A 26,411-nucleotide genomic window follows, 5' to 3' on the forward strand; every position below is an offset into this window, starting at 1 on the left:
GGCTCCGGGTTGGCAAGAGCTTTCTTCACGTTTTGCAGCATTGGTCGGTGCAGCCATGTGTTCGGCCTTTTGATGCGGCTCACATGACCGCTGGCCATAACGCCCTCCGCGGATCAGGTCCCGACCAAAAGCTCGCATTCTAGAATGCTATGGCACAAGTGGGTTGTCCTGATCGCCAGATCGACCGGCTCTGCATTACGTGCTGTTCGCCCCTCCCAACTTTCACATCACGCCGGTTACCTGGCGTGATCTCGTTTATCGCGCAAGCGCGACTGGTTCCTTGTATCGCTCGCCCCTGGCCATCATGGCCCAGACCATTCGCGCGATTTTGTTGGCGAGCGCGATAGCCGCAACCCTAGTCGGCCGCCTCGCCAGCAAGGCCGCAAGCCAGGGTCGATGGTTGGTGCCATGGATCTTTGGCGTAACGGATGACAGAAAGCGCGCCGGCCACAAACAGGCCGCGCAGATAGCGGTCACCCTGCTTGCTTATATTGCCGAGCCTGTTCTTGCCTCCACTGGAGTGCTGCTTCGGCAGGAAGTCGCAGGTTTGCAAATTCGACCATCTCATCGACGCGGTGAACAGGAAGCCGAGCACGCAAAATGGCTCAGAAAGCCCTGGAAATAAAGTCACCCGATTTCATGGCTCCGTTGAGCCGTATTTCCAGGGCCGAAAAATATCCGATTTGCGACGTTGAGGGTTTCGAATCCTCGCGCTTGCAAGCCTCGGCTCGATAAATCGATTTGAGCCAAACAACTCGCAGCGCCGTTGATGAATTCGGGCAAACTCTTGCTGCATGGTCTGTGGTATAGACCACCGACACGGCGTGGCCGGTGTGCGAAGACTCACCTCAGCCAAGGAGGTGCGCCGTGTCCAATTCGAACGACGAGCAAAAGCGTGCGTTGGAATGCCTGCGTCTGGCGTCGGACTTGATGCAATTGTCGAAAGAAACCCTAAACCCGAATTTGAAGGCGCATTGCCTTCGGATCGCGGGTGTTTGGACTGATCAGGCGGCTCCGGGGCCGACCCATGACCCTGCACAAAATCATTTGGTTCATTGACGTGATGGCGGACATGGCCTGCGCATGTCATCCTGATCGTCGATGACGACCCGTTTCTGCGGATGCTTGCTCCAAAATTGCTTTGCTGTTCACCGACATCAACATGCCCGGAAGCATGGACGGTCTGAAACTGGCCAGTGTGGTGTGCGACCGCTGACCGGCTCCGGAGATACTCATCGCATCGGCTCGTGTTCTGTTGCGGAAATCCGATCTGCCGCCCAATAGCCGCTTTCTCCGGAAACCATATCGAAGCGCGGCGATGATAGCTGAACGCAGTTCACCTGACGCAGGCGTGACATCCGGTAAGAAAATCCAGGCAATGAGCTGTTTTGCTCATACCTGCCGCAGATATCAGGCTTAGATGGCCAAAGCCGCCTCGGGGTTGCGCCGGTTTTATGGAACGATGCGATCGTCCCTGAGCAATCGCCAGACGGGCGGAGGCGAACGACCCAACGAATGCCTAAAGCGCAAACGGATCATGAGGTGTGGACCAATCAGTTGCTCGGCGCTTTGGAGCCGGCCAGCCGCAAGCGGATAGACCCACATCTTGAGGCGGTTGAATTCACGCTTGGCGAGATGGTTTGCGATGCCGGCGGGTTGCTCAAGCACGCCTATTTCCCGCAGGGTTCAGTTCTTTCCCTCCTGACGGTGCTCGAAAACGGCGCCGCAATCGAAACCGCCAACATCGGGCGCGAAGGCGCCTTCGGCCTATTCGCCGCCATGTATAGCCGGGTGTCGTTCAACCGATGCCTCGTGCAGCTTGAGGGCCACGCTGTCAGGTGCCCGATCCAACTTCTGCAATATGAGTTCAAAAAGAGCGAACACGTCCGCGATCTCTTCGTGAGCTATTCGGAGACCCTGCTGTCACAGATCCAGCAGACCGTCGCATGCAATGCCATGCATACGACGGAAGAGAGAATGTGCCGGTGGCTGCTGATGATGCACGATCGGGCCGGGAAAGAGGCGCTTCCCTATACGCATGAATTTCTGTCGCACATCCTGGGGGCTAACCGGAAATCCGTGACGCTTGCGGCGCAGTCGATGCAGAACGCCGGCCTCATCAGCTATCACCGGGGCAGAATGCAGGTGCTTGATAGAGCGGGCCTGGAAAAGGCGTCATGCGAGTGCTACGCCGTCGTCAAGCAACGCTTTGACGCTTTTTTGAAACCGCCCGCGACTGCGGCGCAGGGTCATAATCGGGGACGGCACAAGAGCGGGGCTGACCCAACGGATTGACGAGAACCGGTTTCGACCACCTTGCCGGGCTATTAACAAGTGGACCCGCGCCGGCGCCGAGGCTTCTGCATAACTATTTTGAAAAGTGAGCAATAGTGACCGGCGACTCCGAAACTCAGGAGAGTATCGTGGTTGTATGACCGCCGCTTGTCGGCAGTTACGGGTGACCGAGAGTATTTGTGCTCCCGCCTGATCTGGGGCGAGCGTCATGCCATCCACCCATCCCGATCCACTCTACAGCCGTTCTGAAATCGGAATCCCGGCGTGCTCCAAGTGCGGCAACCACATGAGGCTTTCTCAAATCGAGCCGGCCGCACCTGGTTATGATATGCGCACTTTCGAATGCGTGAAGTGCAATTCCAGCGAACGCTTTTCAGTCGCTATCTGAAAGCGACTTGAATGTTGGCTTGGAATAAACCGGCACCCCGCAGATTTCGGCTCTATCTGCATTCAGAATGCATGTGCCGCTTAGGACTTACGTGCACCTTTGCGGTGGGGATGGTGAGCTAATACATCGCCCGTCGCTTAGGCCCGCTAGCCGGAACGATCCCGGCGTTGAGACATTGCCCTCCCAGGGTTGAACAACGATAGGAGCACGCAATGATTAAGTATGCCGTAGTGATCGCCGCCGTAGTTGGAATTCTCAGCGCGATGCCTGCTGGCGCGGAAGAGTTGGGCGTCGGTGTCGGCCCCGCCGGCGTAACGGTTGGCGAGGGTCACGGAGATCGTGACAGAGATCGCGATCGTGACGTCAACCGCGACCGTGATCATAGGGATCGCGACAATACCGTCATCATTAACAAGGGTGATCACGACAGAGATGTTGACCATGACCGACGACCTGTCGGTATCGACAGACAGTAATCGGATTTTAGCGGCCTCCATCTTGGGGGCCGCTTTTTTAACGCGCTGATAAGATCATTGATTTCTTCACCGACCGCTACCGAGGAGGAAGCAACTGTGAATACACTGACTACGGCGCGCTCCGAGATCGAAAGCTTCGATATCGTCGACAAGGGATGCCGTCCTGGCAAAGGTGTTTTTGGCTTTCCGACCGTCGCAGAGCAGGTCGCACCCGGAATCTCGGTCCTCGAATGATAATGCACCCGGCGAAACCGGTCCGAACCAATCCGGGCCTACTCGCTCGAAGTCGGCAAGCCCGCGCAAGCCAAAACTGCGTCGGCCGCCACACCGCCGCGCCTTTCGATTGTGGTCCTTCCCTTTGCCAATCTGGGGGGGTGACCCGGAACAAGATTAATTCGTGGACGGCGTCACCGAAAGCTTGACGACGGACCTGTCGCGCATCCCGGGCGCCTTCGTGATCGCGCGCAACACGGCCTTTACCTACAAGGGCAAGCACGTCGACGTAAAACAGGTTGGCCGCGAACTCGGCGTCCGTTATGTGCTTGAAGGTTCGGTGCAACGCGGCGGAAATCGGCTGCGGGTCAACGTCCAACTCATAGATGCTGAAACCGGCACGCACCGAAGACCGTCCGGGCGGCCTTCAGGTCTTTAACAAGGACGGGGAATGGGTCGACGTGCCGTCCGTGGGCGGCGGTTTTGTCGTTAACATCGGCGACCTCATGATGCAGTGGACCACGGGCCCATCAATTCTCGAGCGCTTCATATATCAACAGCTTCACTGACCGTTGAATACGCTGGCGCTCCGAAGGTGTCTGTTCCAGCAGTACGAAAAACATATCCTGTTTGCGATCGATCACGAAATAGCAGCCGCTGGCACCGTCCCACTTCAACTCGCCGAGCGAGCCCGGCGGTGGCGGCTTAGCGTTGCCAGGATCAGTACGCACCGCGAAACCGAGCCCAAAGCCAAAGCCGTCACCAGGGAAGTAGAAAAAGTCGCGTCCAACGCCAGAACCCGGACCGATCTGATCTGTCGTCATCAGTTTGAAGGCCTGGGGGCTCAGAATGGTCCTACCCTCAAACTTGCCGCCATCGAGCAGCATTTGCACAAAGCGCGCGTAGTCCGACATAGTCGAAACCATTCCGCCACTGGCGGATTGCCACTTCTTCGAAACGGTCGGGTCGTTCTCGCGCCCGACCCGGAAATTACTGTCATTCGGCATCGGCTGCGCGAGCAGCTTTTGTTTTTCCGGATCGGTGACGAAGAAGGCCGTGTCTTTCATGCCGAGTGGATCGAGCAGCTTTTCCCTCTCGACCTCAAGGAGGGATTTTCCAGAGACGATTTCCATGATCCGCGCGAGCACGTCGGTGGAATGGCCGTACTGCCAGAGCGATCCCGGTTGGTTGTGCAGCGGCAGCTTTGCGATCCGTTCGGCGAACTCAGCCAAATCAAAATCGCCATCGTATAAATTTGCTGTCGCATACGTTTTGCGGACGAGGCTATCGCCAAAGAAGCCGTACGTAATTCCCGACGTTTGACGCATCAAGTCGAGGACGGTCGGCGGTCGGATCGGAGGCACCAGTTCGAGCGTTGTTTTGCCGTCATCGGCCTTCTTCTCCACGCCAACCTTCACATTTGCGAAAGACGGAATGTACTTCGCGACTGTATCCTCGAGTTTTAGTTTGCCCTCATCGACCAACGCCATCGCTGTCACGCTAGTGATGGCTTTGGTCATCGAGAACAGACGAAAGATCGTCTGGTCAGTGATGGGCGCCTTGGAGACGACATCCTGCACGCCGAAGGATTCATAATAGACCGGCTTGCCATGTTGCTGGATCAACAGGATCGCGCCCGGAATTTTGCCAATCGTCACTTCATTACGGAAGAACTCGCCGACCTTTGCCAGTTTGTCTTGATTGAAATGGGCGCCCGCGGGAATATCGAAGGCACCTTCCGCGCTGACCGACGGCATCACGGCGATTCCCAGCAGCGCTGCGCAGAAGCCTGACCGCAATACATGGCGTGAGTTCACGTCGTCTTCCCCCAATTCTTGTCTCGGCGAGTTTACGGCTTCGCCAACGCGAACGGCCACTTTGCGCCGGAAGCCGCCATTAGGCTAACATCTGCGTGGCGACACGCTAATTGCTGAGAATCTTATCCGGCGTCAAAGGCAGGTCCCTGACGCGCAGACCCGTCGCGTTGAAAACCGCATTGGCGATGGCGGCAGCAACGCCGGTAATGCCGATTTCGCCGATGCCCCGGGCTCCCATCGGCGTGCGAGGATCGGGAATATCAGTCCAAAGCACATCGATGTCGGGCACGTCGAGATGGGCTGGTACATGATAGTCCGCCATCGAGGCGCTCATGATTCGGCCGGTACGCTCGTCAAGGAGCGTCTCTTCGGTCAACGCCATGCCTATTCCCATGATCATGCCACCGCGAAACTGGCTCGCGGCGGTCTTAGGGTTGAGGATACGACCGCAATCGAACGAACCCACCAGGCGGTCAAGGCGGACTTCACCGGTCACGTCACTGACGCGGAGCTCGCAGAAGATCGCCGATCTGCTGTGCATCGAAAACTTCAGCATTTCGAGAGGCGCGCTGCTTTCCCCCGTGACGTTGATCTCGCTGCGTGCCGCCCGCCTGAGGATCGACGCGAAGCTTTCGTAGCGCGACGGCTCGTCGATCTTGCGCAGCCCACCGTCGGCGAATTCAACATCACCCTGCCTCAGTCCAGCAAGCGGCGTATCGTTGCCAGCCACGCGCAGCAGTTCGACGGCCAGTTTCACGCTGGCCGCGTTGATCGCCGCACCGAGCGACGCGGTCTGTGACGAACCGCCGGCAAAGCTACCGAATGGCAGACTGGTATCGCCGATTCTGACGGTGACTCTCTCCAGAGGCAGACCAAGACGATCCGCCGCGTGTTGCCGCTGCACCGTCGCGGTACCCATGCCCATTTCGTGCGCCGCACTCGACACGGTCGCGCGTCCATCGCCATTGATCGAAATCCGTGCGGACATGCCGGGCATCCGCACATATGGGAAGGATCCGGTCGCACAGCCCATGCCGACGAGCCACTCGCCGTCTCTGACCGATCGCGGTTTTGCCGCGCGGCGTTTCCAGCCGAACCGTTCGGCGCCAAGGTCATAGGCCAACATTAAGTCGCTCTGCGAATGCGGCGCGCCAGTGACGGGATCATGATCGCCTACATTGCGGCGCCGGATCTCTACTGGATCGATCCCGAGATCATGCGCCAGTTCGTCCATCGCGCTTTCGATCGCATAAGTGCCGACTGCCTCGCCCGGCCCGCGCATAAAGGTGTTCGCTAACACGTCGAGCTCCAGCGTATGCTGCACCACGTCATAACTTTCCGATGCATAGAGCGAGCGTCCCGACAGCGTGAACGCCTCGTCGCAGGCGCCATGCGGTAGCTTGACCGAGAAGCCGTGGTGCAGCAGCCCCGTGAGCTTGCCATCGGCATCGGCGGACAGAGCGACGCGCTGTTCGGTTTGCGATCTGCCGCCAATCAGGCGATGCATGCTGGCCCGCGACAAGGCGATCCGGACCGGCCGGCGGGCGAGCTTGGCCGCTGCGGCACCTAGGATCTGATGATCCCACAGCGCCTTGCCGCCGAAGCCGCCGCCGACAAAGGGCGAACTGACATAGACCTGCGAGTCCTTAATGCCGAAAACTTTGGCCAGCGAACTGGCCGTGCCGTTCAGCATCTGCGTCGCGTCATGCACGGTCAGTCGGTCGCCATCCCAGAAAATCGTCGCCGCGTTGGGTTCAATCGGATTGTGATTGTGCCAGGGCGTGCGATAGACCGCATCGACGCTGCCTGCCGCTGCCTTGAGTGCCGCTTTGACGTCGCCCTTCTTCAGTCGGTTCTTCTCAATCATCAGCGAGTCTGGCGTACGCGCATGAGCCTTCGCTTCAGTGAAATGCGTGCGCGCGGCGGCCGCTTCATAGCGCGCCACGACCAGCGATGCGGCTTGGTCGGCCTGCTCTTGAGTCTCGGCGAGCACCACTGCGACCGCCTGCCCGTTCCAGCGGATCTCAGGATCCTGCATCACCGGTAGTATGTTGTTGCCCGCGGCCTTGAGATTGGTCAGGCCAATCGGCGGCGGCAACGCCATCTTTGGCGCATTGCGATAGGTCATCACCAGCGCGACACCGGGCGCTGCCTCCGCGGCGGCAACGTCGAGCCCCGAGATCTTGCCGCGCGCGATTGTCGAATGCACGAAGGCGGCGTAGAGCAACCGCTCTATCGGCATTTCGGCCGCGAAACGCGCCGCGCCCCTGACCTTGTCGGGCCCATCGACGCGCGACTGCTGCGTGCCGAGAGTGACCCGCCGGTCAATCAGCGGATCGGGCGTGGCGCCGGGCAGCCAACTGGAGGGGACGTAGCCCATCGCGGTACGGATACCGCCGACGATGGTGTTCTGCAGCTTGCTCATGCGCTGGCTCCCGTGAGTTCGCCGAGGATGGCAGCAATGGTTCTTTTCGCCAGTTCGCTCTTGAAGGCATTGCCGTCGAAGGGTCTGGCGGCGGCGAGTTCGGCACCAGCGGCTTCAAGAAAGCGCTCTCTGGCCGGAGTCTCGCCACGCAGAGCTTCTTCCGCCCGCACGGCGCGCCACGGCTTCGCCGCAACGCCTCCTAGGGCAATCCGGACGTCTTTAATTTTGCCGTCGACGACCTCCAGCCCCGCGGCGACTGATACCAACGCGAATGCGTAGCTCGAACGGTCGCGGACCTTGCGATACGCGGAATTCACCGCAGCCGCGCTCGGTGCGAGCTCGATCGCGGAGATGAGTTCTCCCGGACGAAGCACTGTCTCGATCTGCGGAGTTTCACCCGGCAAGTTATGGAAATCGATCAGCGGCACCTTGCGTTCGCCACCTGGGCCGACGAGATGCACCGTCGCGTCGAGCGCGGCGAGCGCCACGCACATGTCGGACGGATGCGTCGCGATGCAGGAACCTGAAGCACCCAGGATGGCGTGATAGCGGTTGAAACCGCCGATCGCGTCACAGCCATCGCCAGGTTCACGCTTGTTGCAGCGTGAACCTGCGACATCGTAGAAATAAGCGCAACGCGTCCGCTGCAGAATGTTGCCTCCGACAGTCGCCATATTGCGGATCTGCGCCGAGGCGCCCGCCAGCAACGCGCGCGACAACATCGGATAATGCGCCCGCACTACAGGATTCGCGGCAACAACGCTGTTGCGGGTGGCTGCGCCAATCAACAAGCCTCCGCCCGCCGTATTCTCGATGGTACCCTTCAAGCGAGACACATCTACCAGCGCCGCGGGCGATTCGATGTTTTGCCGCATCAGGTCCACCAGATTGGTACCGCCGCCGAGATAGCGAGCGTGCTCCGCTTCGGCGATGGAAAGCGCTTGGGTGTGGTCGACTGCGCGTCGATAATCGAACGTCCTCATGCTGCTTCTCCACTCAGCATGTCCTCGATGGCTTCGACGATGCCGTTATGCGCGCCGCAGCGGCACAGGTTGCCACTCATGCGTTCGCGGATTTCCTGGCGCATCACGCCTTTCGGTCCTACGACGAGATCGACAGTAACGTAGCTGGGGTCGCCCCTTTGTAACTCCTCGACCATTGCGATGGCAGAGCAAATCTGGCCCGGCGTGCAGTAGCCGCATTGAAATCCGTCATGCTCGATGAAGGCGTGCTGCAGCGGGTGAAGTGGCCCATCTTCCGACGCCAGATCCTCGATGGTCCGCACCGCGCAGCCATCCATCTGGACCGCCAAGGTCAGGCAGGACAGCACCCGCGTTCCATCCACGATGACGGTGCATGCTCCGCAGGCCCCTTGGTTGCATCCCATTTTCGTGCCGGTCAGGCCGATGCGCTCCCGCAATAGGTCAAGCAACGAAACCCGGTTGTCGTCCGGCAACGGGTGTTCCGCGCCATTGATGACGATGGGCATGGGCGCCTCCGTTCGGGTCGGTCTTCACCAAGAAGTCCGACGATGCACTCGAAATAGTACGAATTTCGTACTATTCAAGTTTCGTGGTCGGCGATCTTTTCAGTAAGGCGGATCAGCTCGCTTTGTTCCGAAGGCTCAAGCGAAATCAACATCATACGACATGCATGGCGGTAACCTTCAACGGTCTCCTCCACGACTTGATGCCCTTGGTTGGTCGCCGATAGCGCCACCGCCCGACGATCGTCTTCCGGCCGCCGACGCTCGACCAACATCTTCTTCACGAGCCGATCGATGGCCGAGGACATGGTCGTCATGGCGACGTTGAGATAACGGGCGACATCGCCCATGCCGCAACCGGGATTGACGTCGATATAAGTCAACGTCTGGGCATCCAGTGCGTTGAGCGCATTCTCGGCGGCAGCAGCCGCTTCAGCGACCTTGAAACGACGCGTGAAACGCTCGAAGGCGCGTGTAAGTTGTTCGACTTGTTCTGAGGTTGGTTCGGTCATGCGCGGACAAAAGCATGTTCGGTTCGTTACCGCCAGCGACGCTACTCAATGGCTGTAACGGGCTACCAAAAGATTCCAACCAACGGAGAAGCTCGGCCTCAAACTTTGCAACGTACGTTTGGCGCCGTCAATCGCCGTTAAATAAATGGCCGACATGCAAGCGGCCGCTTTGCGCAAAGAACAGCAGATCGGTGCATCGGAGCGCAATCAAACAACAAATAGCCGGCAAGGGAGCGCGCGTGTATCCACCGAACCGCTCATCGGGTCCATCGGACCGGCATATGTCAGCGCCGCGTTAATGTTTATATCGAGCGCAGCAAATTCGGGGCCAATGGCCTCCGGGCGCCACCATCCGATCCCGGTCGTAACCACGTTAGGCGCGGTCCGATCGGTGATCTCTGCACGAAGCCGGCAAGGCGCCGGTCCTGTCTCGGTCTCGACAACAATCCACGCGCCATCTACAAGCCCCATTTGCGCGGCCGTCTCTGGGTGGATCCTAATGGTCGGATCTGGCGAAACCTTCCGGGCCCAACTCTGTTCGCGGAATCGCGAATGATGATAGGTTTTCTCGCGCTGCCCGGTCTGCAATACGAGCGGAAAGTCGACACTCACCAGCGCTGTTGCGCGCTCGTAAAGCGGCGTGACGTGATCCGGCAACGGATCGAGCCCGAGATTCGCGAGCGTGCTTGAGTAGAGCTCAATTTTGCCACTTGGGGTCTTGAAAACCTGCGCCGAGAAATTTCCGAGTTCGTATGGAAATTCGACGAAGCCGTCCCTGCGCAAGGCAATCTGATCGATCGGAGCGTCACCGATCAGAAACCGGTTCAAATCCGCCTGGTTCGTCCACGGCAACAGTTCGGCCGTCAACGCTCCCCGGTCGCGCATCCGAGCGATGAGGCCCGAGGCAATCTCCATGTCACACCGAACCTCTCCGACCCGCGTCGAAGCCGGGGCTGTGTAGGTGACGCAGGCGCCGGTCTGGCTGATGTCAACTTCTTCTTCTTCCAGAGTCGTTGTCTTGGGAAGCACGAGATCCGCGACAGCCGCCGTCGGCGTCATCGTATGTGCGGCAACACAGAGAAAATCGAGCGACCTCAGCGCCTCAAGAGTGCGACGCGTGTCGGGATACATGACAGCGATGTTGACGCCACTGACGTACATTCCACGCACCGGATATGGGTCCGAGGTCAAGATGGCGTCAAGCATGGATTTATTGTGACAGGCGGTCTGCCAGCCAGCTGGTCCCGCCCACAACGGGTAAGCCGCAGCGCCGATCGTCTGCAGCTCGACATCTTTCGGCAGACGAAACCGTGGATCATGCAGCAGATCCATGTAGGTCGTGAAGCCGGCGGGGCTCTTTGCACGCCAGTTGCCGCCTTCTCGGTCGACATTTCCGCTGATCGCAACAAGGCAATGAAACGCGCGAAAGGTCTGCACGCCGTTGCTGGCGGCGTCGATGCCATGCCCGCTGACGAAAACTGACGGCCCGGCGGCATAGAGATCCGCAGCTTTCGCGATGTCGGCAGCTGACACGCCCGTTAGCGAGGCCGCATATTCCGGTGTGAACGGAGCGACACGCTCGGCAAGCGCATCGAAGCCCGTGCACCATTTCTGCACGAAGTCCGCATCATGGCGACCGACGGCAATCATCTGCTGCATCATCGCCATGGCGATCGCGGCGTCGGTTCCTGGATTGGGCTGCAACCAAAGATCGGCGATTTCCGCGGCGCTGGTACGAAAGGGATCGATCACAACGAGCGATGCACCTCGCGCCTTGGCACGCTTGATAGCCATCCATTGCACAGGATCCGCGGCCAACGGATTTCTTCCGACTACCAGAATGCAGGCCGCAGCCTCAATGTCTTCGCCATTTGTTATGGACAGCCCGGTCAACCTGTCACTGACCGCACGACAACCGCCGCAAAGATCCTGGTTGATCATCCAGTTCGGCGAACCGATCGACCGCATCAGCAAGGCCATGATAGGACCCCGACTAAATGCTGCTCCGCTCACCGCGCCAACCAGCGCCGGTGCACCATAGCGGGCGCGAATGGCTGCCATCCGGTCGGCCATCTCGTCAAGCGCATCGTCCCAGCTGATCCGTCCCCACCGGCCGCTGCCGCGTTCGCCTATGCGCCGCATCGGATGGATCAGTCGATCAGGATGGTAGGTCCATTCAGGCAGCGCTCGCATACCCTTGACGCAGAAGGCGCCCTTTGAGACGGGGCTTTTTGTGTTCGGGACAATTTTGCTGACGTGGCCGTCATCTTCGACGGTGATCAGCGAGCCGCATTTCGATGCGCATTCCCAACAAGTGCTTGCAACGGTGCGAACCATGTCGACCCCACAACGACACTTCTATACCTATCAGTGAATTGAGTGCAAGTTTGCAATCTGTCGATTTGGCACGTTGCTGAATCCAAGCCCTGCTGAATTGGGCCTACGACCAGCTTCAAAACTCAACAAAACGCCCTATTCGTTTCAGGAGCGCCTGAGGCCGCAGAGCGGAGCTGCCCACTTCCAACACCGGACCGAGCCTCCGAGCCACGAATGACCTCTTCGCGCCAGATGCGGCCATTCGCAAAAGGGAAGTTACGGCGCGCACCGGGCACGGTACTGCAATCCCGCCGGGATATGCTTCCCGGTCCGTGTTATTTGTACAGAGCGGAAACGGCCTTACGCTCAACCGCGCTATGCTTTCCTTTGAGGACTTCGAATAGGGTCGTATTGCCATCACGCCAGAAACGGATATCGAATCTGCGCCGACCTAGACGCAGATCGATCAACTTTACGTCCGGCAGCCACGCCGGCAGCGCGGGATCAACATATAGCTTTCCGCCCGGAGCATCCTGTTGGAGCCCGAGTATCGCCTGTAAGAGTGCGAACGGCGTCGCTGCGGCCCAGGCTTGCGGTACATTGGCGCCGAGATACTGCACCGGAAAACCTGTCGGGTCGCGCTGCAAACCCGCATAAAGTTCGGGTAATTGATTTAACAAGAAGTGACTCGCGGCACCACTGATGTCACGCGTCAACGCCGCGGCTTCTGCATCAAAGCCGTAGCGTCGCATTCCCAGCACAATCAGCGAATTGTCATGTGGCCACACGGCACCGGTTTGATAATTGTACGGATTGAATGAGGGATGATCCGAGGACAGCGTGCGGATTCCCCAGCCACTCCACATGTCCTTTTGCATCAACCGCTTTACAACAACAGCGGCACGTTTCGGCGCGATGATGCCGGACCAGAGGCACTGCCCGACATTGGAGGCCACCGAAAGAACCTTTTTCTTCTCTCCATCCAAAGCGAAGGCATAGAAACCTGATTTTTCGTCCCAAAACACCTCATTGAATTGTTTGAACAGGACCGCCGCCTTCGTACGAAGTCTGCTGGCACGGCGTTTGTTGTCGAGTGCTTCATAGATCTCCGCCATGCGGAGCCAAGCGTCGTAGACATAGCCCTGCAATTCGCACAGCGCTTTCGGGCCCCGCACCGGTGTACCGTCAGGATACATCACGGAGTCTCCGGAATCCTTCCACGCCATGTTCTCGTAGCCGGCTGCCGACCGCGTCTGATACTCTTGGAATCCGTCGCCGTCGCGATCACCGTATTTGTCGATCCAGGTCAGGCAGGCTTCGGCATTCGACAAATGCCGCTCGATCAGCGTGCGGTCGCCGGTCGCCTTCCATGCCGCATGAAGCGCGATCAAATAAAGTGGCGTGGCGTCCGCCGTGCCGTAATACGGCGTGTGCGGTATCAACTTAAAATGCGCCAGTTCGCCGTAACGCAGTTCGTGCAGGATCTTGCCTGGCTCGGCGTCACGGTAGTCGTCGCGCTCCGTTGCTTGATACTGCGCCAGAACCTCCAGCGTCCCTGCGGCGAACTCCGGATAGACAATCATCGTCTGCAATGAGACGATCAAGGTATCACGGCCAAATAACGCCACGAACCACGGCAAACCTGCGGCCGGCACGAATACCATGTGATCTGTACCCTGCAAAGGAAGGCGCAGGGCCGCCATGTCCTGCACACCCTGACTATAGCAGCGATAGAATTCCTCGTTGCTGGTCTCGATTTTAAGAACCTTCCGCTGCCATTCGTCCATATCGCGTGAGTGGCTCGACTTTGCACTGGAATACGTGCATTCCCGCGAAGACCGAGTGCTTTTTGAGCCATCCACGAGATCGTAGATCAGGCAACGATGCCAGGCCTGACCCGGCTTCAGTGCAATATCGAAACTCAAGCGCCCGTTTGCGTATACCGTCGGCGCGCCATCGCCGTCGCCGGTGCGGACGACTACTTCCCGCCGAAAATCCGCGTTGCGATAGGTAATCCGGAGTATTTCCTTTTTGGCGGACCACGAGGTGACGATGTGACCACGCCGCACGATGTTTTCGCCCTTCACCTCGAAAATATCGGCAAAGTCGGCGCGCATCGCGACCTCCAGATTGAAACGAACCGGTTTCTGGCTGTTGTTGGTGATGTCAATGTCTTCGTGCATTCCTCCATCTACCTGACGGCCGATTGCCAGGCCCAGCGTCCGCGCCGCGACTGGTCCGTCTTCGGTCGCGAAGCCGCGATTGGTCAGGAAGATCCGCGCCGCCTGAGGTGCAACCGCGCCGCCATTCAGCAAGTCCCATTGTTCGCCGTTGGCATAGATCGCCCAGGCACTTACCACCCTGGTGTCGCGAAAATATAATCCGCCCTTGCTTGGCCAACTTATCCGACCATCGGTTTCGGTCAGCAGGACGGTCTGCCCCTGATGGATCGCGATGTGGGCTGGGCCAACCTGAACCTTAAACGCCATGCAGCGGATCCTTCATCGAAGTTCGTAAGTGGTTCTTATTTGAGGGGTTGGTTTCAGGCATCAGCAACCATAGGAGAAGCACAGCGGTTAGGGCCACGGCTGCGATGCCCAGAAATCCCGCCGCACGGCCAAGGCGTTCGGCCAGGAGACCCGAAAGCGTGGTACTGAGCGAAGCGCCGATCCCTGAAATCGTTCCGACAAATCCCTGCGCAAGATTGAACCGGCCGGTACCCGCCGTGAGATCGGCGACGGTCAGCGCCGTGAGCACGCCAAGCATCGTCGCGCTAAGTCCGTCGAGTAATTGAGCGACGACCAGAATGATTGGATCGCTGGTCCAGGCGAAGAACAGCGCACGGATCGGCAACGCCGCGAATCCGACAAGCAGCAGCGGCCTGCGGCCCCATGTGTTCGCCCGACGTCCGGCCCATGGCGCTATTATCGCCACGATTACCTGCGGTACCATGATTAACGCCGCGACGATGAGCGAGGAACGTGCCTCCTTGCTATACGCGAGCGCTTCACCGGCGAGTGGCAAAACCGACGCGTTAGCCATCTGGAATAAGAATATGCAACCTGCGAATACAAGCAGGCTGCGATTCTTCAAAAGGCTTCGGAGCCTCACTTTCGACGGCTTGCCCTGCCCTTGATGATCTGGAGCACACGAGGCACGGCCGAAATGGATATTTGCGGGCTGGATGCGGTCAAGAGCAACGAGCAGCGGAAGCACCAGTGCGGCGGCGAGGAAGAATATCGCGCGAAACGACAGGAAATAGGCGATGAGGCCCATGAGGCCAGCCGCTACAACGCCTCCCATCGAGGCAAAACGCTGATTGCGTCCGAGTCGTGCGGCGAGCGCAGTGTTGCCGACGAGACCAAGGCTGATGGCAACAATCGCCAGCCCCAAGAAGCCACCGGTAATCCCTTGAAGGACCAGAGCGGCCAACACCACTGGGAAAGCTGGCCAGACTGCAATAATAAGCGCGCCGGCTGCAACCATAACGGCACCAAGCGCGACCGCGGCTCGTTTCGATCGAATCACATCGAGCAGAGCGCCGCCAGGTAGTTGACTCAGCAACCCGGCGATTGCACCTGCCGTTAGCACAATGCCGATGCTCTGTTGGGTCCAATTTTGCCCGGCTAGAAATGCGGCGACGTACGGACCGAAGCCGGACAAAGCTCCTGCGAGGAGCAGGTTGACGCCATCGAGACCGCGCAAGCTGGCATCAGATGGCGATGGTCCAACTGCTTCCGCTGCTTCTGCGGAATCCGCAGCAATGACCATTCTCTCGACTCCGCCGTTCGTTTGGTAATCCGTTAGCTTTCTCATCCTTCGGCAAGCGTCACAACGCCAACCTGGTTCGTATGTCGCGGACAAAAAGGTCGAGGTACGCGCCCCATGGCCATCGTCGACCCCGACATAACTTTCAACAGAGCGAAGCTTAAAATCGAAGTAAGTTGACAATCAGTAAGACGGCTAACCTCTACGCCAATATCCCGAAGCCAGGATCGTTCCCTATGCGGGCCCGCGAAAGCGGGAGGAGGGAATTAACAACTCCACCGTTGTAGCCGTGAACAATATAATTGAGCCGCCGGAAGATGTGTCTTACGAAAATGACTGATATTTCTCCGACGGAGAAGAGGAGAGTGAGCAATATAGCTCACTCTGTTTTCTTCGGGCGAAACGGACCTTTTGCCTGACAGAGCTGTTGCAACATGGGGACATAAATTCGCATCGCAGTCGCCAATAGCGCAGTCGGCGCAACAATCGGATAGTTCGACGTGAAGCTCCTTAGGAGTTTTAAGTACACTTGCCGATTGGTGCCGATGTCTTTGCCGTACAGGACGTCGCGCTTAATGGATATTCCGATCACCCAGGATATAGCCGACGATCTTGCATTCCGGGTTGCTATACGCCAATCGGAAGTCCGCTACCGCCGGCTTTTCGAAGCGGCCCACGATGGCGTTCTTATCCTGGACTCCGTCAGCCGGAAAATCACAGATGCCAATCCTTTCATGTCGCACCTGCTCGGCTACCGGCACGAAGAGTTACTGGGCAAGGAGCTTTGGGAAATCGGCCTGCTGAAGGACGAACAGGCGAGCCAGGCCGCGTTTCGCGAACTGCAGCAAAACGGCCAGGTCCGATACGAGGATTTGCCACTAAAATCGAAATCGGGCGACAAGCGGGAAGTTGAAATCGTGGCCAACCGCTACGACGAGGACGGCACACAGGTCGTGCAGTGCAATGTCCGCGACATAACCGAACGAAAGCGGACCGAAGGAGCGTTAAGGGCAAGCGAAGAGCGCTTTCGCACTCTGTTCGAATTGGGTCCCGCAGCCGTCTATTCCTGCGATGCTCAGGGCGTCATCCAGGATTTCAACCGGCGTGCTACGGAATTTTGGGGGCGCACCCCGGCCCGCGGGGATGACAGCGAACGGTTCTGCGGCTCGATCAGAATGTTCCGGCCGGACGGGAGCATAATGCCCCACGATGAGTGTCCCATGGCGTGGGTGGTCTCTGGAAAAGTGTCGGAGGTCAATGACGAGGAAGTAATCGTCGAGCGGCCCGACGGCTCGCGGCTTACCGCCGTCGTAAATATCCGCTCACTTTACAATGAGCGCGGCGAGGCCACAGGCGCAATCAACTGTGCTTACGACATTACAGAGCGCAAGCATGTCGAAGAGCATCAGCGGTTCCTCATGAACGAACTCGCACATCGGGGCGGAAACCTGCTGGCCGTGATCCAATCCATCGTTTCCCGCAGCCTGGCCGGAACAAAGCCGCTCGCCGAGGAGCGCAACACGCTTATGCGGCGCCTTCAGGCGCTTGCCCGTAGTCAATCGGCGCTGATGAACAAGGGATTCCAGGGTGCCTTCGTGGCTGAGATCATCCGGCTGGAGCTTGAGGGATTTTCCGACCGCATAGTGGCCACCGGTCCGGACGTGATGCTGAATTCCAGGACGGCGCAAACCTTCGCGCTCCTGCTGCACGAACTCGCTACCAACGCCATCAAATATGGCGCCCTCTCTCGCTCGGACAAAGGCCGGGTCGACGTTCATTGGTCGACCGAGGGAACCGCCCAGGAGGCCCGATTCAAGTTTGGATGGCAGGAGCGCGACGGACCGCCAGTCGTCGTTCCAACCCGCAAAGGTTTCGGCAGCCTGTTGCTCGAAAAACTTGCCTCGCAGGATTTTGGTGCCCCACCAAAGATCGAGTTCTCGCCCAATGGATTACTCTACTCAATCGACGCATCCCTACCGACTATGACTGCCGGGGATCAGCGGGAAAATCTGCTGCGTTCGAGCGATTACGCCCGACCCTAACGATGTGCCTTTCCAATGTTCGGCTTGGAAAAATAGCTGAAAAGACGAGATAGCGAAAATTCAGTTTTTTCGGAGTTGCATCTTAGCCAATGAGTGTCTCAACGAAAGCACCACCTGGATCAGGATCCGCCGGCGCCGGCGCCAGCGGAACAAATCCCTGGCTGATCGCGGTGATAGTCTCCGTCGCGACCTTCATGGAGGTGCTCGACACGACGATTGCCAACGTCGCGTTACGTTATATTTCTGGCGGCCTTGCCATCGGACCATCGCAAGCTGCATGGGTCGTCACCAGCTATCTCGTCGCCAACTCCATCGCGCTGTGCGCGAGCAGTTGGCTGGCCGGCGCCTTCGGGAGACGGAATTTTTTCCTGACCTGCATCGCGGCGTTTACGGCGTGCTCGATCCTTTGCGGACTTGCACAAGACCTCACATCCCTTCTGGTATTTCGGGTGCTGCAGGGGCTTGCCGGCGGCGGCATGACGCCGGTGGCTCAATCCATTCTGGCGGACGCTTTCCCTCCCAACAAGCGCAGTCAGGCCTTCGCTATCTATGGCGTGGCAATCGTTGTGGCCCCTGTGGTGGGGCCCGTTCTGGGCGGATGGCTCAGTGACAACTGGTCCTGGAACTGGTGCTTTTTCATCAACGGACCCGTCGGTCTCGCTTCGATCGTGGCGATCTATTTTCTCATCCAAGACAAACAGAAGGACCGGGAGGAACGACGAAAAATGTGGGCCAAAGGACTCGATTTCGATCTGGTCGGCTTTGTTCTCGTCGCAACGTTCCTGGGCGCACTCGAGGTGGTCCTCGACAAGGGACAGGAGGACGATTGGTTCGGATCAAGCTTCATTGTAACTTTCGCATCCCTCTCGGCGTCCGCGCTTGTCCTGTTCATTCCGTGGGCGTTGATGAAGAAAAATCCGATCATCGATGTCAGAATGTTATTCAGCCGCCAGTTCGGCGCCTGTTTTGTCGTCATGCTGGGGGTCGGCGCGATTCTGATCGCGACCACTCAGATGCTGCCGCAATTGCTCCAGGAGAATTACGGATACACGGCCACGCTTTCCGGCCTGGCATTATCGCCGGGGGGCATCGTCACCATGGTGATGATGTTCGTGGTTGGCCGCCTCAGTTTCATCCAGCCCAAATATCTGATAGCGGCGGGCGGCGCCTTCGTAGCGTACGGCATGTACTATTTGACAAGTCTATATGGCGATACAGACTTTGGCTATTTTGCCTGGTCTCGCATGATCGTGGGGGTCGGCCTTCCCCTCATGTTTTTGCCGATCACCACGGCCTCCTATGACGGTATTCCTGCGAGCAAAACCGATCAGGCATCGTCGCTGATCAATCTGGCTCGCAACTTCGGCGGCTCGATCGGCGTCTCGATCTCGCAGACCGTGCTTGCCCGGCGCGAGCAATTCCACCAGTCCCGGCTCTCAGAGCAGGTCGGAACCTGGAATCCGGAATATCATCAAACGATCACCAATGCTCAGTCCTACTTTGCCGGCCAGCCCTCGACGGGCGGCAGTGCGGCGCAGACCGGAATCGCCTGGATCGGGCAAACCGTGCAGCAGCAAGCCAGCTTCCTGTCCTACATCGATGTATTTGTTGTCCTGGGCGTTATCGCAGCGGTCCTTGTTCCGCTTGCCTTGACACTGCGGTCTGTGAAAGCCGGCAAACAGCCAGTCGCGGCATGAAGCGGCAACGAACATACGGCCCTGAAAACTCCTGGAGACTGTCATGTCCGATCAGATAAGCGACGCGAATCCGGGTGACGAAGCGACGAAAAAACTAACGCCGGTTGAAGAGAGAGATTCGACGCGCGGACGACGAGATCATCTTCCGACCCCGCAAAACGAGGCGGAGAAGCAGGATTCGAAAACGGTCGAAGACGCTGACGAAGTCGCAAAAGCGGCGAATGAGGAGGAGGAAGGGGTCATAACCAAATTACGCGCGCATCCGATCGCCGTCGCGGTGAGCGCAGTCATTGTCGTCGCGGGGGTGATTGGAGGCATTCTTTGGTACCTTAACAGCCGCCACTATACCAACACCGATGACGCTTTCATCGACGGACGACCGATATCGATAAATCTCGAGGTGACCGGCAATATCGTCCAGGTGCCGGTCACCGACAACCAGATCGTCAGGGTTGGCGAGCTGCTCGTCCAGATCGACGATCGCGACTACCGCGCGGCGGTTGATCTCGCGCAGTCTCAGATAGATCAGGCCCAGGCGACCATCGACAATTTTTCCGCGCAAGTCTACGCGCAGGAGTCGCAGATAGCGCAGGCCGACACTCAGGTGGTTCAGGCGCAGGCCACGCTCGATTTTTCAAAGCAACAGAACACCCGCTATCAGGACCTTGTCGAAAAAGGTGCAGGCACGGTGCAACGAGCTCAGCAGGCGACGTCGGAGCTTCAGGCAAACAGCGCGGCGCTGGCCGCAGCTCAGGCCGCCAAGACAGTCGCCGACCGTCAAATCAACGTTCTCAAGGCGCAGCGGAAAAACGCAGAAGCCCAGTTCGGCCAAGCGCAAGCGCAAAAGGCGACCGCCGACGCCAACCTGACGCGAACCGCACTCCATGCAACCGCGGATGGCAGGGTCACAAGACTAACGGCAGCCGTCGGACAACTTGCCACACAAGCGCAGGGCGTCATGATTCTTGTCCCGCTCGACGTTTGGGTGACGGCGAACTTCAAGGAAACCCAGCTAGCCGACATCAGGGTGGGTCAGCCCGTCGACATCGCGATAGATGCATTTGGGCGAAGTTTCCCTGGACATATCGAAAGCGTGCAGTCCGGGAGCGGGACCGCGTTCAGCTTGCTACCCGCCCAGAACGCCACAGGCAATTATGTAAAGGTTGTTCAGCGCATCCCGGTCAAGATCACCTTCGACAACAGACCCGATGTGCAGCTTGGACCGGGCATGTCGGTGGTACCAACGGTCACCATCCGCTAAAAACCAGCAGACCTTCAAGCGCGGCGATTCTAACATCAACGCGGCATGCGATCACTTTATTGGTCTTCGGATTTGTTCACAGAGGCACACAGGAATCCATCAAATGCTGAAGTCACTGGTTGTTCGGATCGTCGGGTTTTCCGCGCGCCACAATTGGCTGATGACCATCGCGGGCGTTGTGCTGATGGTATTGTCCGCAACATACGACGTCGTACACTTTTCAATCACCACCGATGTCGAGGCGCTCATTTCGCAGAGCCTTCTGGGAAGAGCGCGCTGGCGGATTTTCTGTCCGACTTATCGAAAGAAGAAAAGCGAAAGTAAGGGCCCTCTCAGTTGGCGGCCTATTTCATTTCTTGGTGCTCATGCGCCGTGAGCGCGGGACCGAAGCCCCGCGCTCTGTCTGGCGTGCCAGTTGGGCTTATGCTGGTCCTGTAGCGGCATGACGTTGCGAATGGGGTTCGGCATCTTGTCGTGGCCGGCATCGCCGTTGGCATCGCTCCCTCCGGAGGGCCAAGGCGTTAGCAGAAAGCCGGCGGAATAATCCCGTCTGGTCGGGAACACAATGGTGAATGTGTCAATGGCTCTGTCTTTTCATTTGGCGTGTTTAGTTCAAAGTGCTTTGTTGGGAGCAACGCATGAACGACATTGCAGACTACGGCGATATGGAATTGTGGTGCCTTCAACGTGCGCGGGATGAACCCGAAAACGCCTGGAAGTGGCAAGGACAAGCCCAGCGTTGGCGTGAAATTGCCCATGCTCGTATTCGCAATGACTTCGACAAACCGCCAGCGCAGCAACAGATGACGGCTGGGCCGATGGAAATGGGGCCACATCCCGTAACGGGCAGACGGCAAACGCAGCAGTCCTAGCCCTTATCGCCGAGTGGAAGTAACCGCCGATTGTCCGGTGTACACCACCAACATCCCCAACGTGTAGGCTCGCTTAATTGCGACGTTAACGCCTCGACTTCTTCGCCTTCTTTTTCTTCTTCTTCGCAGCCTTTTTGGTCGTTTTCTTTACGACTGCTTTCGATTTCTTGGCCGTTTTCGGCGACACTCTCTTTGCGGCCTTTTTCGCCGACTTCTTGGCGGCTTTCTTAGCTGCCGTTTTAGCAGCCATTTTTGGCGGCTTTTTAGAACGTCCCTTTCGATTGTGAATGACCATAAATTGCGGCGCCATAGGTGCGCCGAACATTCCGTCATCAGCCATAGGCAGCATGACGACCTCGTCCCCAGGCTTTACAGGGTCCGGGTCCATCATGTGTTTTGCGGCGTCCTTTACCTCGCTCGCGAACTCCTCCACGGCTTCAATCGTTTTTTCAACAATACCCTTATCCTTATCCATGCTGTCTCTCCTGAAGCTAAATATGAGACTATCCGATTCTGGAGGAGGGCAATAACTGACGTTCTGGTCGCTGGTTTTAGGGGATTGCTGCTGTTTACACCGCTCGGCTTTGGACCGCGACCCGCGCGCTAGCCGACGCTGATCGCCCCCACATGCTCATGGAAAGCCTCACAACTACAGGCATCGGAGCGCGAACGTCAGGCCTCTTCCTCGTCACTTTCCACTTCGAGCGACAGCATTGAATAGCCGGTCGCCTCGATTTGTTGATTCATTCCGCAAAACTCTGCCACAGCGCTGAATAGCTGCTGAAACGGGTACCCGTCGTCGAAGTGAAACTGTCGCGAACCTCACTGATTTGTTTAAAAATCCATCCCCATTCGTGGCGCCTTGGCGCGTATACTTTAGATTGGGGCCCGCTCCGCTTGGTCGAGCTCGGGCTGAAGGCGAAGAAATGAGGGGCTGCTCGTAGGAGTGCTCCAAAATGGAATATCCGCATTGGCTCATGATAGCAGGCACATTGCTGGTGATTGCCGGCCTAATAGGGCTTGTGATGAGCCGCAGGCAACAGGCGAAGGTTCAGGACGATCCGGCCACCGAGCAAAGTCCCGAGCCGCGTCCACAGCTGTCACCGCTACCGGATCTTCTAGACTCGCGGCCACGAAAGAGTCGGCGTTGACGTTAATCGGCTCGGGGCTAAAGGGCGAAGGGGAAATGAGGGAAAACTCAATCTGAATAAGCCAGGGACACTAGAAACAGCCAAGCAAGCCGTGCCAAGTTAATCCGTTGCGTAGGAGTCGAAAGTGGACAGTTCGTTTTTGAAAGAGCAGGCAGATCGTTGTCGCAGCCTGGCTGAGAACGCCGATCCGTTCATAAAGCGGCGCCTGCTGGATTTGGCGGCGAGATACGACGCTAGATCGAGCCTGCCTTCGCGGACGCGCCGCACCTTCGGAACACCTGTTAGTCTTCTAGAATCGTGGATGCAGGGACAGCCGTACGCCGGCTCCTGATTTGCTTTAAAAATCCATCCCCATCGGGGCGCTTTCGCGCGCCCAAGGTCCGCCTTTCGCGGCCGGGCTGTTCGGATCGATATGCGGCGCCGTCGCGAGGATTAAATCCTCCCGTTTCATGTCCGCGCTGGTCTCCTTGGGAAAGCCGCGACGCTGCGAACCCGACTGCCGACACTTTCATCCTGCCGCGACTTGCGGCAAAGTTCAACACACCGATTTGTTGCGACAGCTAGGACGACTTTGCAGCGGGGGTGTGATGGCGCATAACCGTTCCGAGATTCCCCACCATCACGAGCGGCGACTGCTTCAGCGATTGCGCGACGCGGGGTGGGTCAAGGCATCTAAAATACTTGCGACACCCTCATTTATTGAAAAGCTCGTGGCAAAAGGTTGGATCGAAAGAAGCATTATTGATGGCCTCATTTGCTATCGCATCACCGATCAAGGCCTAGCCGCGAAGAAAATGCCGATCTAGATCATCGCGTGTCGGCGCTCGGATAGAGGGAAAGCGAAGTCGCCTTAGTTTGGTGTCATGCCTGTCCGCAGCCCCAAGACTTAGCGGCTTCCCTTGGCGCCCGATCGGCGGAATCATGGGGGATGCAGCCGCAGACAAAGATCACCATAGGCGAGATCGCGCTCCTTCTGATCATTGCCGCAGAAGTTGTTATTTTTTTCGGCTACACGGATCCTGGACGTCGTCTGCTTTCCAGTGTCGGCCTAGCAAGTTAAGGCCGCCTTCCGATGCGCAGCCTCACCCGCCGCCGCTCCGACAATCCGCACCGAGTCACCTGGCACGTCTATTACGACGATGTACGCGTGGGCACGATCGGCGAACGCGCGGGAGTTCCGGTCGACGTTGATCAATGGCAATGGTCTTGTGGCTTCTATCCCGGTCTGCATCTTGGGCAGCATCGCTACGGTACAGCGACCAGCTTTGACGAAGCACGTGCCGGCTTTGAGGTGGCATGGTGTGGGTTGCAGCCGAACATACCCGACGACGCCTTCGAGGAATGGCGGCATAGCCGGGATTGGACAGAGCAAAAATATGCTGGGTGGGCACGCGGCGAAAAATTGCCGTCAGAGGTTTTCAGCACGATGATGCGTTGCGTGTGTGGCGTCCGATTCGATAGCTGGAAGCGGGCCGAGAGCTACGATCATCGTGGGCATATCTACGCCGCCGAGCGACAAGGAATCCGTTTGTGAAGTTTGCTGAGACAAAACCCTATGCCGACCCTGAAGCCGCAATGCAGAAACTCCTCGAGATCGCCAGCACCGTTGAGCCGATCCAGGATGGTCGCATCCACGTTGAGAAGATCAATGGCCCGTTTCTTTTCGAACACGGCGGATTGCCTGAACAGTATGGCGCTGGCCTGAAGCTTGCGAGTGAGCGCGGCCTGCTCTGGAAGCACGAGAGCGGCACTTACGTGAAGTTCACGCAAGCCGCCGCCGAGATGTTCGCTTGATGGCGAAAAAGGGCTGGAGCCGAATCGTTTGACGATCCGCTGCCTGAGTTTGAATCGTTAGATTTTTAAGAAGTGAGCAATATTGAACATCGGAGTCGTTTTGCGACGTGGCCAGATCGGTATCATTACTGGGTATCCGAGGGGGAGCATCATGCCCCAAGCCAACCGAAAGATTCCCTCACCGCGCCTCTATACCATGCCGGAGCTTATCGAGATGCGTCGCCAAGTGCTCCGGTTTGCTCGGTCGATACCGCCCGGCCCAGAGCGGAATAATCGCCGGCAGATTGCCTCATCGCTGCGAAGCCTGTTCAGAAACAATGACTGCTTAGACACTCACACCGTTGAAGTGGCTAGACACTCATATCATTGAAGGATTGCAGTAAGGCCGCATCAGTTGGTGGTAACCAATCCAATTGTCCTAAAAGCGGGGGCCGACCGATTCACATCCGGGAGATCAAGCCATCGATGCGCATACTGGTGATCCTTGCCCTCGCAACTTTGCTGGCGGGATGCAACGGCGACCGTATCAAGAACAGCATGAATGCGCCGCGGGCACAGGGGCCGACGGGATTGCCAACAGTAACACTTAGGCCGCCATCCACTCCGGCTGAACGGCCGGCCGATGTGCGCCGGAAGAAAGCTATCGGCACCGCGTCCACATCTAGGCTGCCCAAGCTGAAGGGCGCACATGGTGATCCGAAAGCCGCCTGAGCTGCCTCCCGCCGTCGCCCGCGCCTTCGATGGACATAAAGACGATCTTCGCTGCCAAGCAGGACCGATACAAGCAAGCGTTTCAACCTAAATTCCGCGCATCAATTCCATCTGCATTTCGGCTCCGATTAATCCCTTTTCATACGCAAGTTCGTTCAGACGTTCCTTGTTATGCGCTCCATCGGTTATGAAGCGGGATAACTCAGCAAATAGTTTCGCCTCCCTCACAACATGATCGGTTTCTTGATAGATGCCGAGCGGCTCTAACTTTCCCCTAGTCTCGTTAAGGGCCTGTCGAGCCTTCAAAAGGTAGGCATTTCTAATTTTATCGCCCAATCCCTTTTGGGTGCTCTCAAGGATATTAAGGTACTCGCCGTCTAACGCGTACAGCTCTGTAATTACATTGGCATAACCCACGGCAAAGGTTTCATAATGCGCGGAGTTTTTCTCAAACACCTGAGCTTTTTTGCGAAATTCCGCGTCCAGCTCGCGCTTGCTCCGTTCGCCAGATGTTGCAAGATCTGCCTTCAATCGTTCCACGTCGGAAGCTAATTCCTTAGCTAACGAGGTTTTCTTTTCCTCTAAGTGTTCAAGAAACCTCTGATCAATCTCCTTCAATTCCTTATCTAGTTGACGTTTGAAGCGAGCATCGATCCAGGCGCCCACCCACTTGCGAAAGAAAAAAGCTAACGCACCGCCGATCGCGATCACGATGGTGAAAACTTGAGATAGTATTGTGAGTGTCGTGAAGAATGTCGGCATCGATTGCTCTCCCTAGAGTCAGGCCAACCAAGTCACGACGATAGGATACGCAGCAATGCATGCGCCAATGGCGGCGATCGCTGTGAGGATTAGCATGGTCCAAACCACCTCACCAGCTACGCCCCCAAGACTCTGCCTTCACAGGCCCATGTCGACCACCTCACCAGCTACGCCCCCAAGACTCTGCCTTCACAGGCCCATGTCGACCAGCCTTTAGGGCGTGAACCCATAAACTTGGAGCGGCCGGCGGACGTCCGCTTTGGTGCCGATAACGGACTCATGTCGGACATGGCCCCATGTCCAAAAAGTGCCAAAGAACGAACCCGCTCACGCGGGATGGGCTGGCGGCGCGGTCGTGGGATCAAGTCTTCTGCGGTAACTATTTGAACGATCACAGGTGACGGGCGGTCGCTCCGTCTTGAGGA

23 protein-coding genes and 2 pseudogenes are annotated in these 26,411 nt (G+C 57.9%); 13 read left to right on the top strand and 12 right to left on the bottom strand.

Annotated elements, in window-relative coordinates:
* Positions 1 to 255 precede the first annotated feature (255 nt).
* Positions 256 to 535: pseudogene (locus ABSE61_RS30900) on the bottom strand (transposase); the annotation flags it as partial.
* A gap of 332 nt (positions 536 to 867) precedes the next feature.
* Between ABSE61_RS30900 and ABSE61_RS30905 the strand changes: the two are divergent.
* Positions 868 to 1,059 carry a hypothetical protein gene (locus ABSE61_RS30905; RefSeq protein WP_423874960.1) on the top strand — a complete coding sequence of 64 codons (192 nt, stop codon included), beginning with the start codon at positions 868 to 870 and terminating at the stop codon, positions 1,057 to 1,059.
* A 456-nt stretch (positions 1,060 to 1,515) separates the two neighbouring features.
* Positions 1,516 to 2,295 carry a Crp/Fnr family transcriptional regulator gene (locus ABSE61_RS30910; protein ID WP_423874961.1) on the top strand — a complete coding sequence of 260 codons (780 nt, stop codon included), beginning with the start codon at positions 1,516 to 1,518 and terminating at the stop codon, positions 2,293 to 2,295.
* Positions 2,296 to 2,829: 534 nt separating this feature from the next.
* Here ABSE61_RS30910 and ABSE61_RS30915 read toward each other — a convergent pair.
* Positions 2,830 to 3,126 (bottom strand): hypothetical protein, encoded by a 297-nt coding sequence (locus ABSE61_RS30915; RefSeq protein WP_423874962.1) that lies wholly within the window; start codon positions 3,124 to 3,126, stop codon positions 2,830 to 2,832.
* A gap of 129 nt (positions 3,127 to 3,255) precedes the next feature.
* Between ABSE61_RS30915 and ABSE61_RS30920 the strand changes: the two genes are divergently transcribed.
* From ABSE61_RS30920 to ABSE61_RS30930, 3 genes and pseudogenes are all read left to right on the top strand, one after another.
* Entirely contained in the window at positions 3,256 to 3,393 is a 138-nt protein-coding gene (locus ABSE61_RS30920) for a hypothetical protein (RefSeq protein WP_423874963.1), read from the top strand.
* Positions 3,394 to 3,483: 90 nt separating this feature from the next.
* Positions 3,484 to 3,778: pseudogene (locus tag ABSE61_RS30925) on the top strand (adenylate/guanylate cyclase domain-containing protein); the annotation flags it as partial.
* Positions 3,759 to 3,941 (top strand): 2OG-Fe(II) oxygenase family protein, encoded by a 183-nt coding sequence (locus tag ABSE61_RS30930; RefSeq protein ID WP_423874964.1) that lies wholly within the window; start codon positions 3,759 to 3,761, stop codon positions 3,939 to 3,941. The pseudogene ABSE61_RS30925 and the gene ABSE61_RS30930, both read left to right, overlap by 20 nt.
* Here ABSE61_RS30930 and ABSE61_RS30935 read toward each other — a convergent pair.
* From ABSE61_RS30935 to ABSE61_RS30970, 8 genes are all read right to left on the bottom strand, one after another.
* Positions 3,903 to 5,129: a serine hydrolase domain-containing protein gene (locus ABSE61_RS30935; protein ID WP_423874981.1), complete on the bottom strand. Its 1,227-nt coding sequence runs from the start codon at positions 5,127 to 5,129 to the stop codon at positions 3,903 to 3,905. The genes ABSE61_RS30930 and ABSE61_RS30935 overlap by 39 nt on opposite strands.
* Before the next feature lie 166 nt (positions 5,130 to 5,295).
* Positions 5,296 to 7,569, bottom strand: a complete 2,274-nt coding sequence (locus ABSE61_RS30940; protein WP_423874982.1) for a xanthine dehydrogenase family protein molybdopterin-binding subunit — start codon at positions 7,567 to 7,569, stop codon at positions 5,296 to 5,298.
* A gap of 41 nt (positions 7,570 to 7,610) precedes the next feature.
* Complete coding sequence (locus ABSE61_RS30945) at positions 7,611 to 8,597, bottom strand: FAD binding domain-containing protein (protein WP_423874965.1); 987 nt, start codon at positions 8,595 to 8,597, stop codon at positions 7,611 to 7,613.
* The gene (locus tag ABSE61_RS30950) at positions 8,594 to 9,103 is read right to left on the bottom strand and encodes a 2Fe-2S iron-sulfur cluster-binding protein (protein ID WP_423874966.1); all 510 of its coding nucleotides are present in this window, start codon (positions 9,101 to 9,103) and stop codon (positions 8,594 to 8,596) included. The genes ABSE61_RS30945 and ABSE61_RS30950 overlap by 4 nt, the downstream gene beginning before the upstream one ends.
* A gap of 74 nt (positions 9,104 to 9,177) precedes the next feature.
* Positions 9,178 to 9,612: a MarR family winged helix-turn-helix transcriptional regulator gene (locus tag ABSE61_RS30955; protein ID WP_423874967.1), complete on the bottom strand. Its 435-nt coding sequence runs from the start codon at positions 9,610 to 9,612 to the stop codon at positions 9,178 to 9,180.
* Between the two features lie 207 nt (positions 9,613 to 9,819).
* Positions 9,820 to 11,949, bottom strand: coding sequence for a molybdopterin-containing oxidoreductase family protein (locus ABSE61_RS30960; RefSeq protein WP_423874968.1), 2,130 nt, complete (start codon positions 11,947 to 11,949; stop codon positions 9,820 to 9,822).
* 314 nt (positions 11,950 to 12,263) lie between these two features.
* Positions 12,264 to 14,417 (bottom strand): amylo-alpha-1,6-glucosidase, encoded by a 2,154-nt coding sequence (locus tag ABSE61_RS30965; RefSeq protein WP_423874969.1) that lies wholly within the window; start codon positions 14,415 to 14,417, stop codon positions 12,264 to 12,266.
* The gene (locus ABSE61_RS30970; protein WP_423874970.1) at positions 14,407 to 15,699 is read right to left on the bottom strand and encodes an MFS transporter; all 1,293 of its coding nucleotides are present in this window, start codon (positions 15,697 to 15,699) and stop codon (positions 14,407 to 14,409) included. Before ABSE61_RS30970 ends, ABSE61_RS30965 begins: the two co-directional genes overlap by 11 nt.
* Before the next feature lie 572 nt (positions 15,700 to 16,271).
* Here ABSE61_RS30970 and ABSE61_RS30975 point away from each other — a divergent pair.
* The 5 genes from ABSE61_RS30975 to ABSE61_RS30995 all read left to right on the top strand — a co-directional run bounded on the left by ABSE61_RS30975 (position 16,272) and on the right by ABSE61_RS30995 (position 21,568).
* Positions 16,272 to 17,738 (top strand): sensor histidine kinase, encoded by a 1,467-nt coding sequence (locus ABSE61_RS30975; protein ID WP_423874971.1) that lies wholly within the window; start codon positions 16,272 to 16,274, stop codon positions 17,736 to 17,738.
* 89 nt (positions 17,739 to 17,827) lie between these two features.
* Complete coding sequence (locus tag ABSE61_RS30980) at positions 17,828 to 19,435, top strand: DHA2 family efflux MFS transporter permease subunit (RefSeq protein ID WP_423874972.1); 1,608 nt, start codon at positions 17,828 to 17,830, stop codon at positions 19,433 to 19,435.
* 43 nt (positions 19,436 to 19,478) lie between these two features.
* Positions 19,479 to 20,696 carry an HlyD family secretion protein gene (locus tag ABSE61_RS30985; RefSeq protein WP_423874973.1) on the top strand — a complete coding sequence of 406 codons (1,218 nt, stop codon included), beginning with the start codon at positions 19,479 to 19,481 and terminating at the stop codon, positions 20,694 to 20,696.
* Between the two features lie 103 nt (positions 20,697 to 20,799).
* On the top strand, positions 20,800 to 21,072 hold the full coding sequence (locus ABSE61_RS30990) for a hypothetical protein (RefSeq protein ID WP_423874974.1): 273 nt from the start codon (positions 20,800 to 20,802) through the stop codon (positions 21,070 to 21,072).
* 262 nt (positions 21,073 to 21,334) lie between these two features.
* Complete coding sequence (locus ABSE61_RS30995; RefSeq protein WP_423874975.1) at positions 21,335 to 21,568, top strand: hypothetical protein; 234 nt, start codon at positions 21,335 to 21,337, stop codon at positions 21,566 to 21,568.
* A gap of 85 nt (positions 21,569 to 21,653) precedes the next feature.
* On the opposite strand, the gene ABSE61_RS31000 is transcribed toward ABSE61_RS30995, so the two are convergent.
* Positions 21,654 to 22,043, bottom strand: a complete 390-nt coding sequence (locus tag ABSE61_RS31000; protein ID WP_423874976.1) for a hypothetical protein — start codon at positions 22,041 to 22,043, stop codon at positions 21,654 to 21,656.
* 1,263 nt (positions 22,044 to 23,306) lie between these two features.
* Between ABSE61_RS31000 and ABSE61_RS31005 the strand changes: the two genes are divergently transcribed.
* The 3 genes from ABSE61_RS31005 to ABSE61_RS31015 all read left to right on the top strand — a co-directional run bounded on the left by ABSE61_RS31005 (position 23,307) and on the right by ABSE61_RS31015 (position 24,513).
* Entirely contained in the window at positions 23,307 to 23,525 is a 219-nt protein-coding gene (locus tag ABSE61_RS31005) for a hypothetical protein (RefSeq protein ID WP_423874977.1), read from the top strand.
* 266 nt (positions 23,526 to 23,791) lie between these two features.
* The gene (locus ABSE61_RS31010) at positions 23,792 to 24,253 is read left to right on the top strand and encodes a hypothetical protein (protein WP_423874978.1); all 462 of its coding nucleotides are present in this window, start codon (positions 23,792 to 23,794) and stop codon (positions 24,251 to 24,253) included.
* Positions 24,250 to 24,513 (top strand): hypothetical protein, encoded by a 264-nt coding sequence (locus tag ABSE61_RS31015; protein ID WP_423874979.1) that lies wholly within the window; start codon positions 24,250 to 24,252, stop codon positions 24,511 to 24,513. The genes ABSE61_RS31010 and ABSE61_RS31015 overlap by 4 nt, the downstream gene beginning before the upstream one ends.
* Positions 24,514 to 25,311: 798 nt before the next feature.
* Here ABSE61_RS31015 and ABSE61_RS31020 read toward each other — a convergent pair.
* On the bottom strand, positions 25,312 to 25,986 hold the full coding sequence (locus ABSE61_RS31020) for a hypothetical protein (protein WP_423874980.1): 675 nt from the start codon (positions 25,984 to 25,986) through the stop codon (positions 25,312 to 25,314).
* Between the last annotated feature and the right edge of the window lie 425 nt (positions 25,987 to 26,411).

The organism is Bradyrhizobium sp., assembly GCF_049519115.1.
Taxonomy (GTDB): Bacteria; Pseudomonadota; Alphaproteobacteria; order Rhizobiales; family Xanthobacteraceae; genus Bradyrhizobium.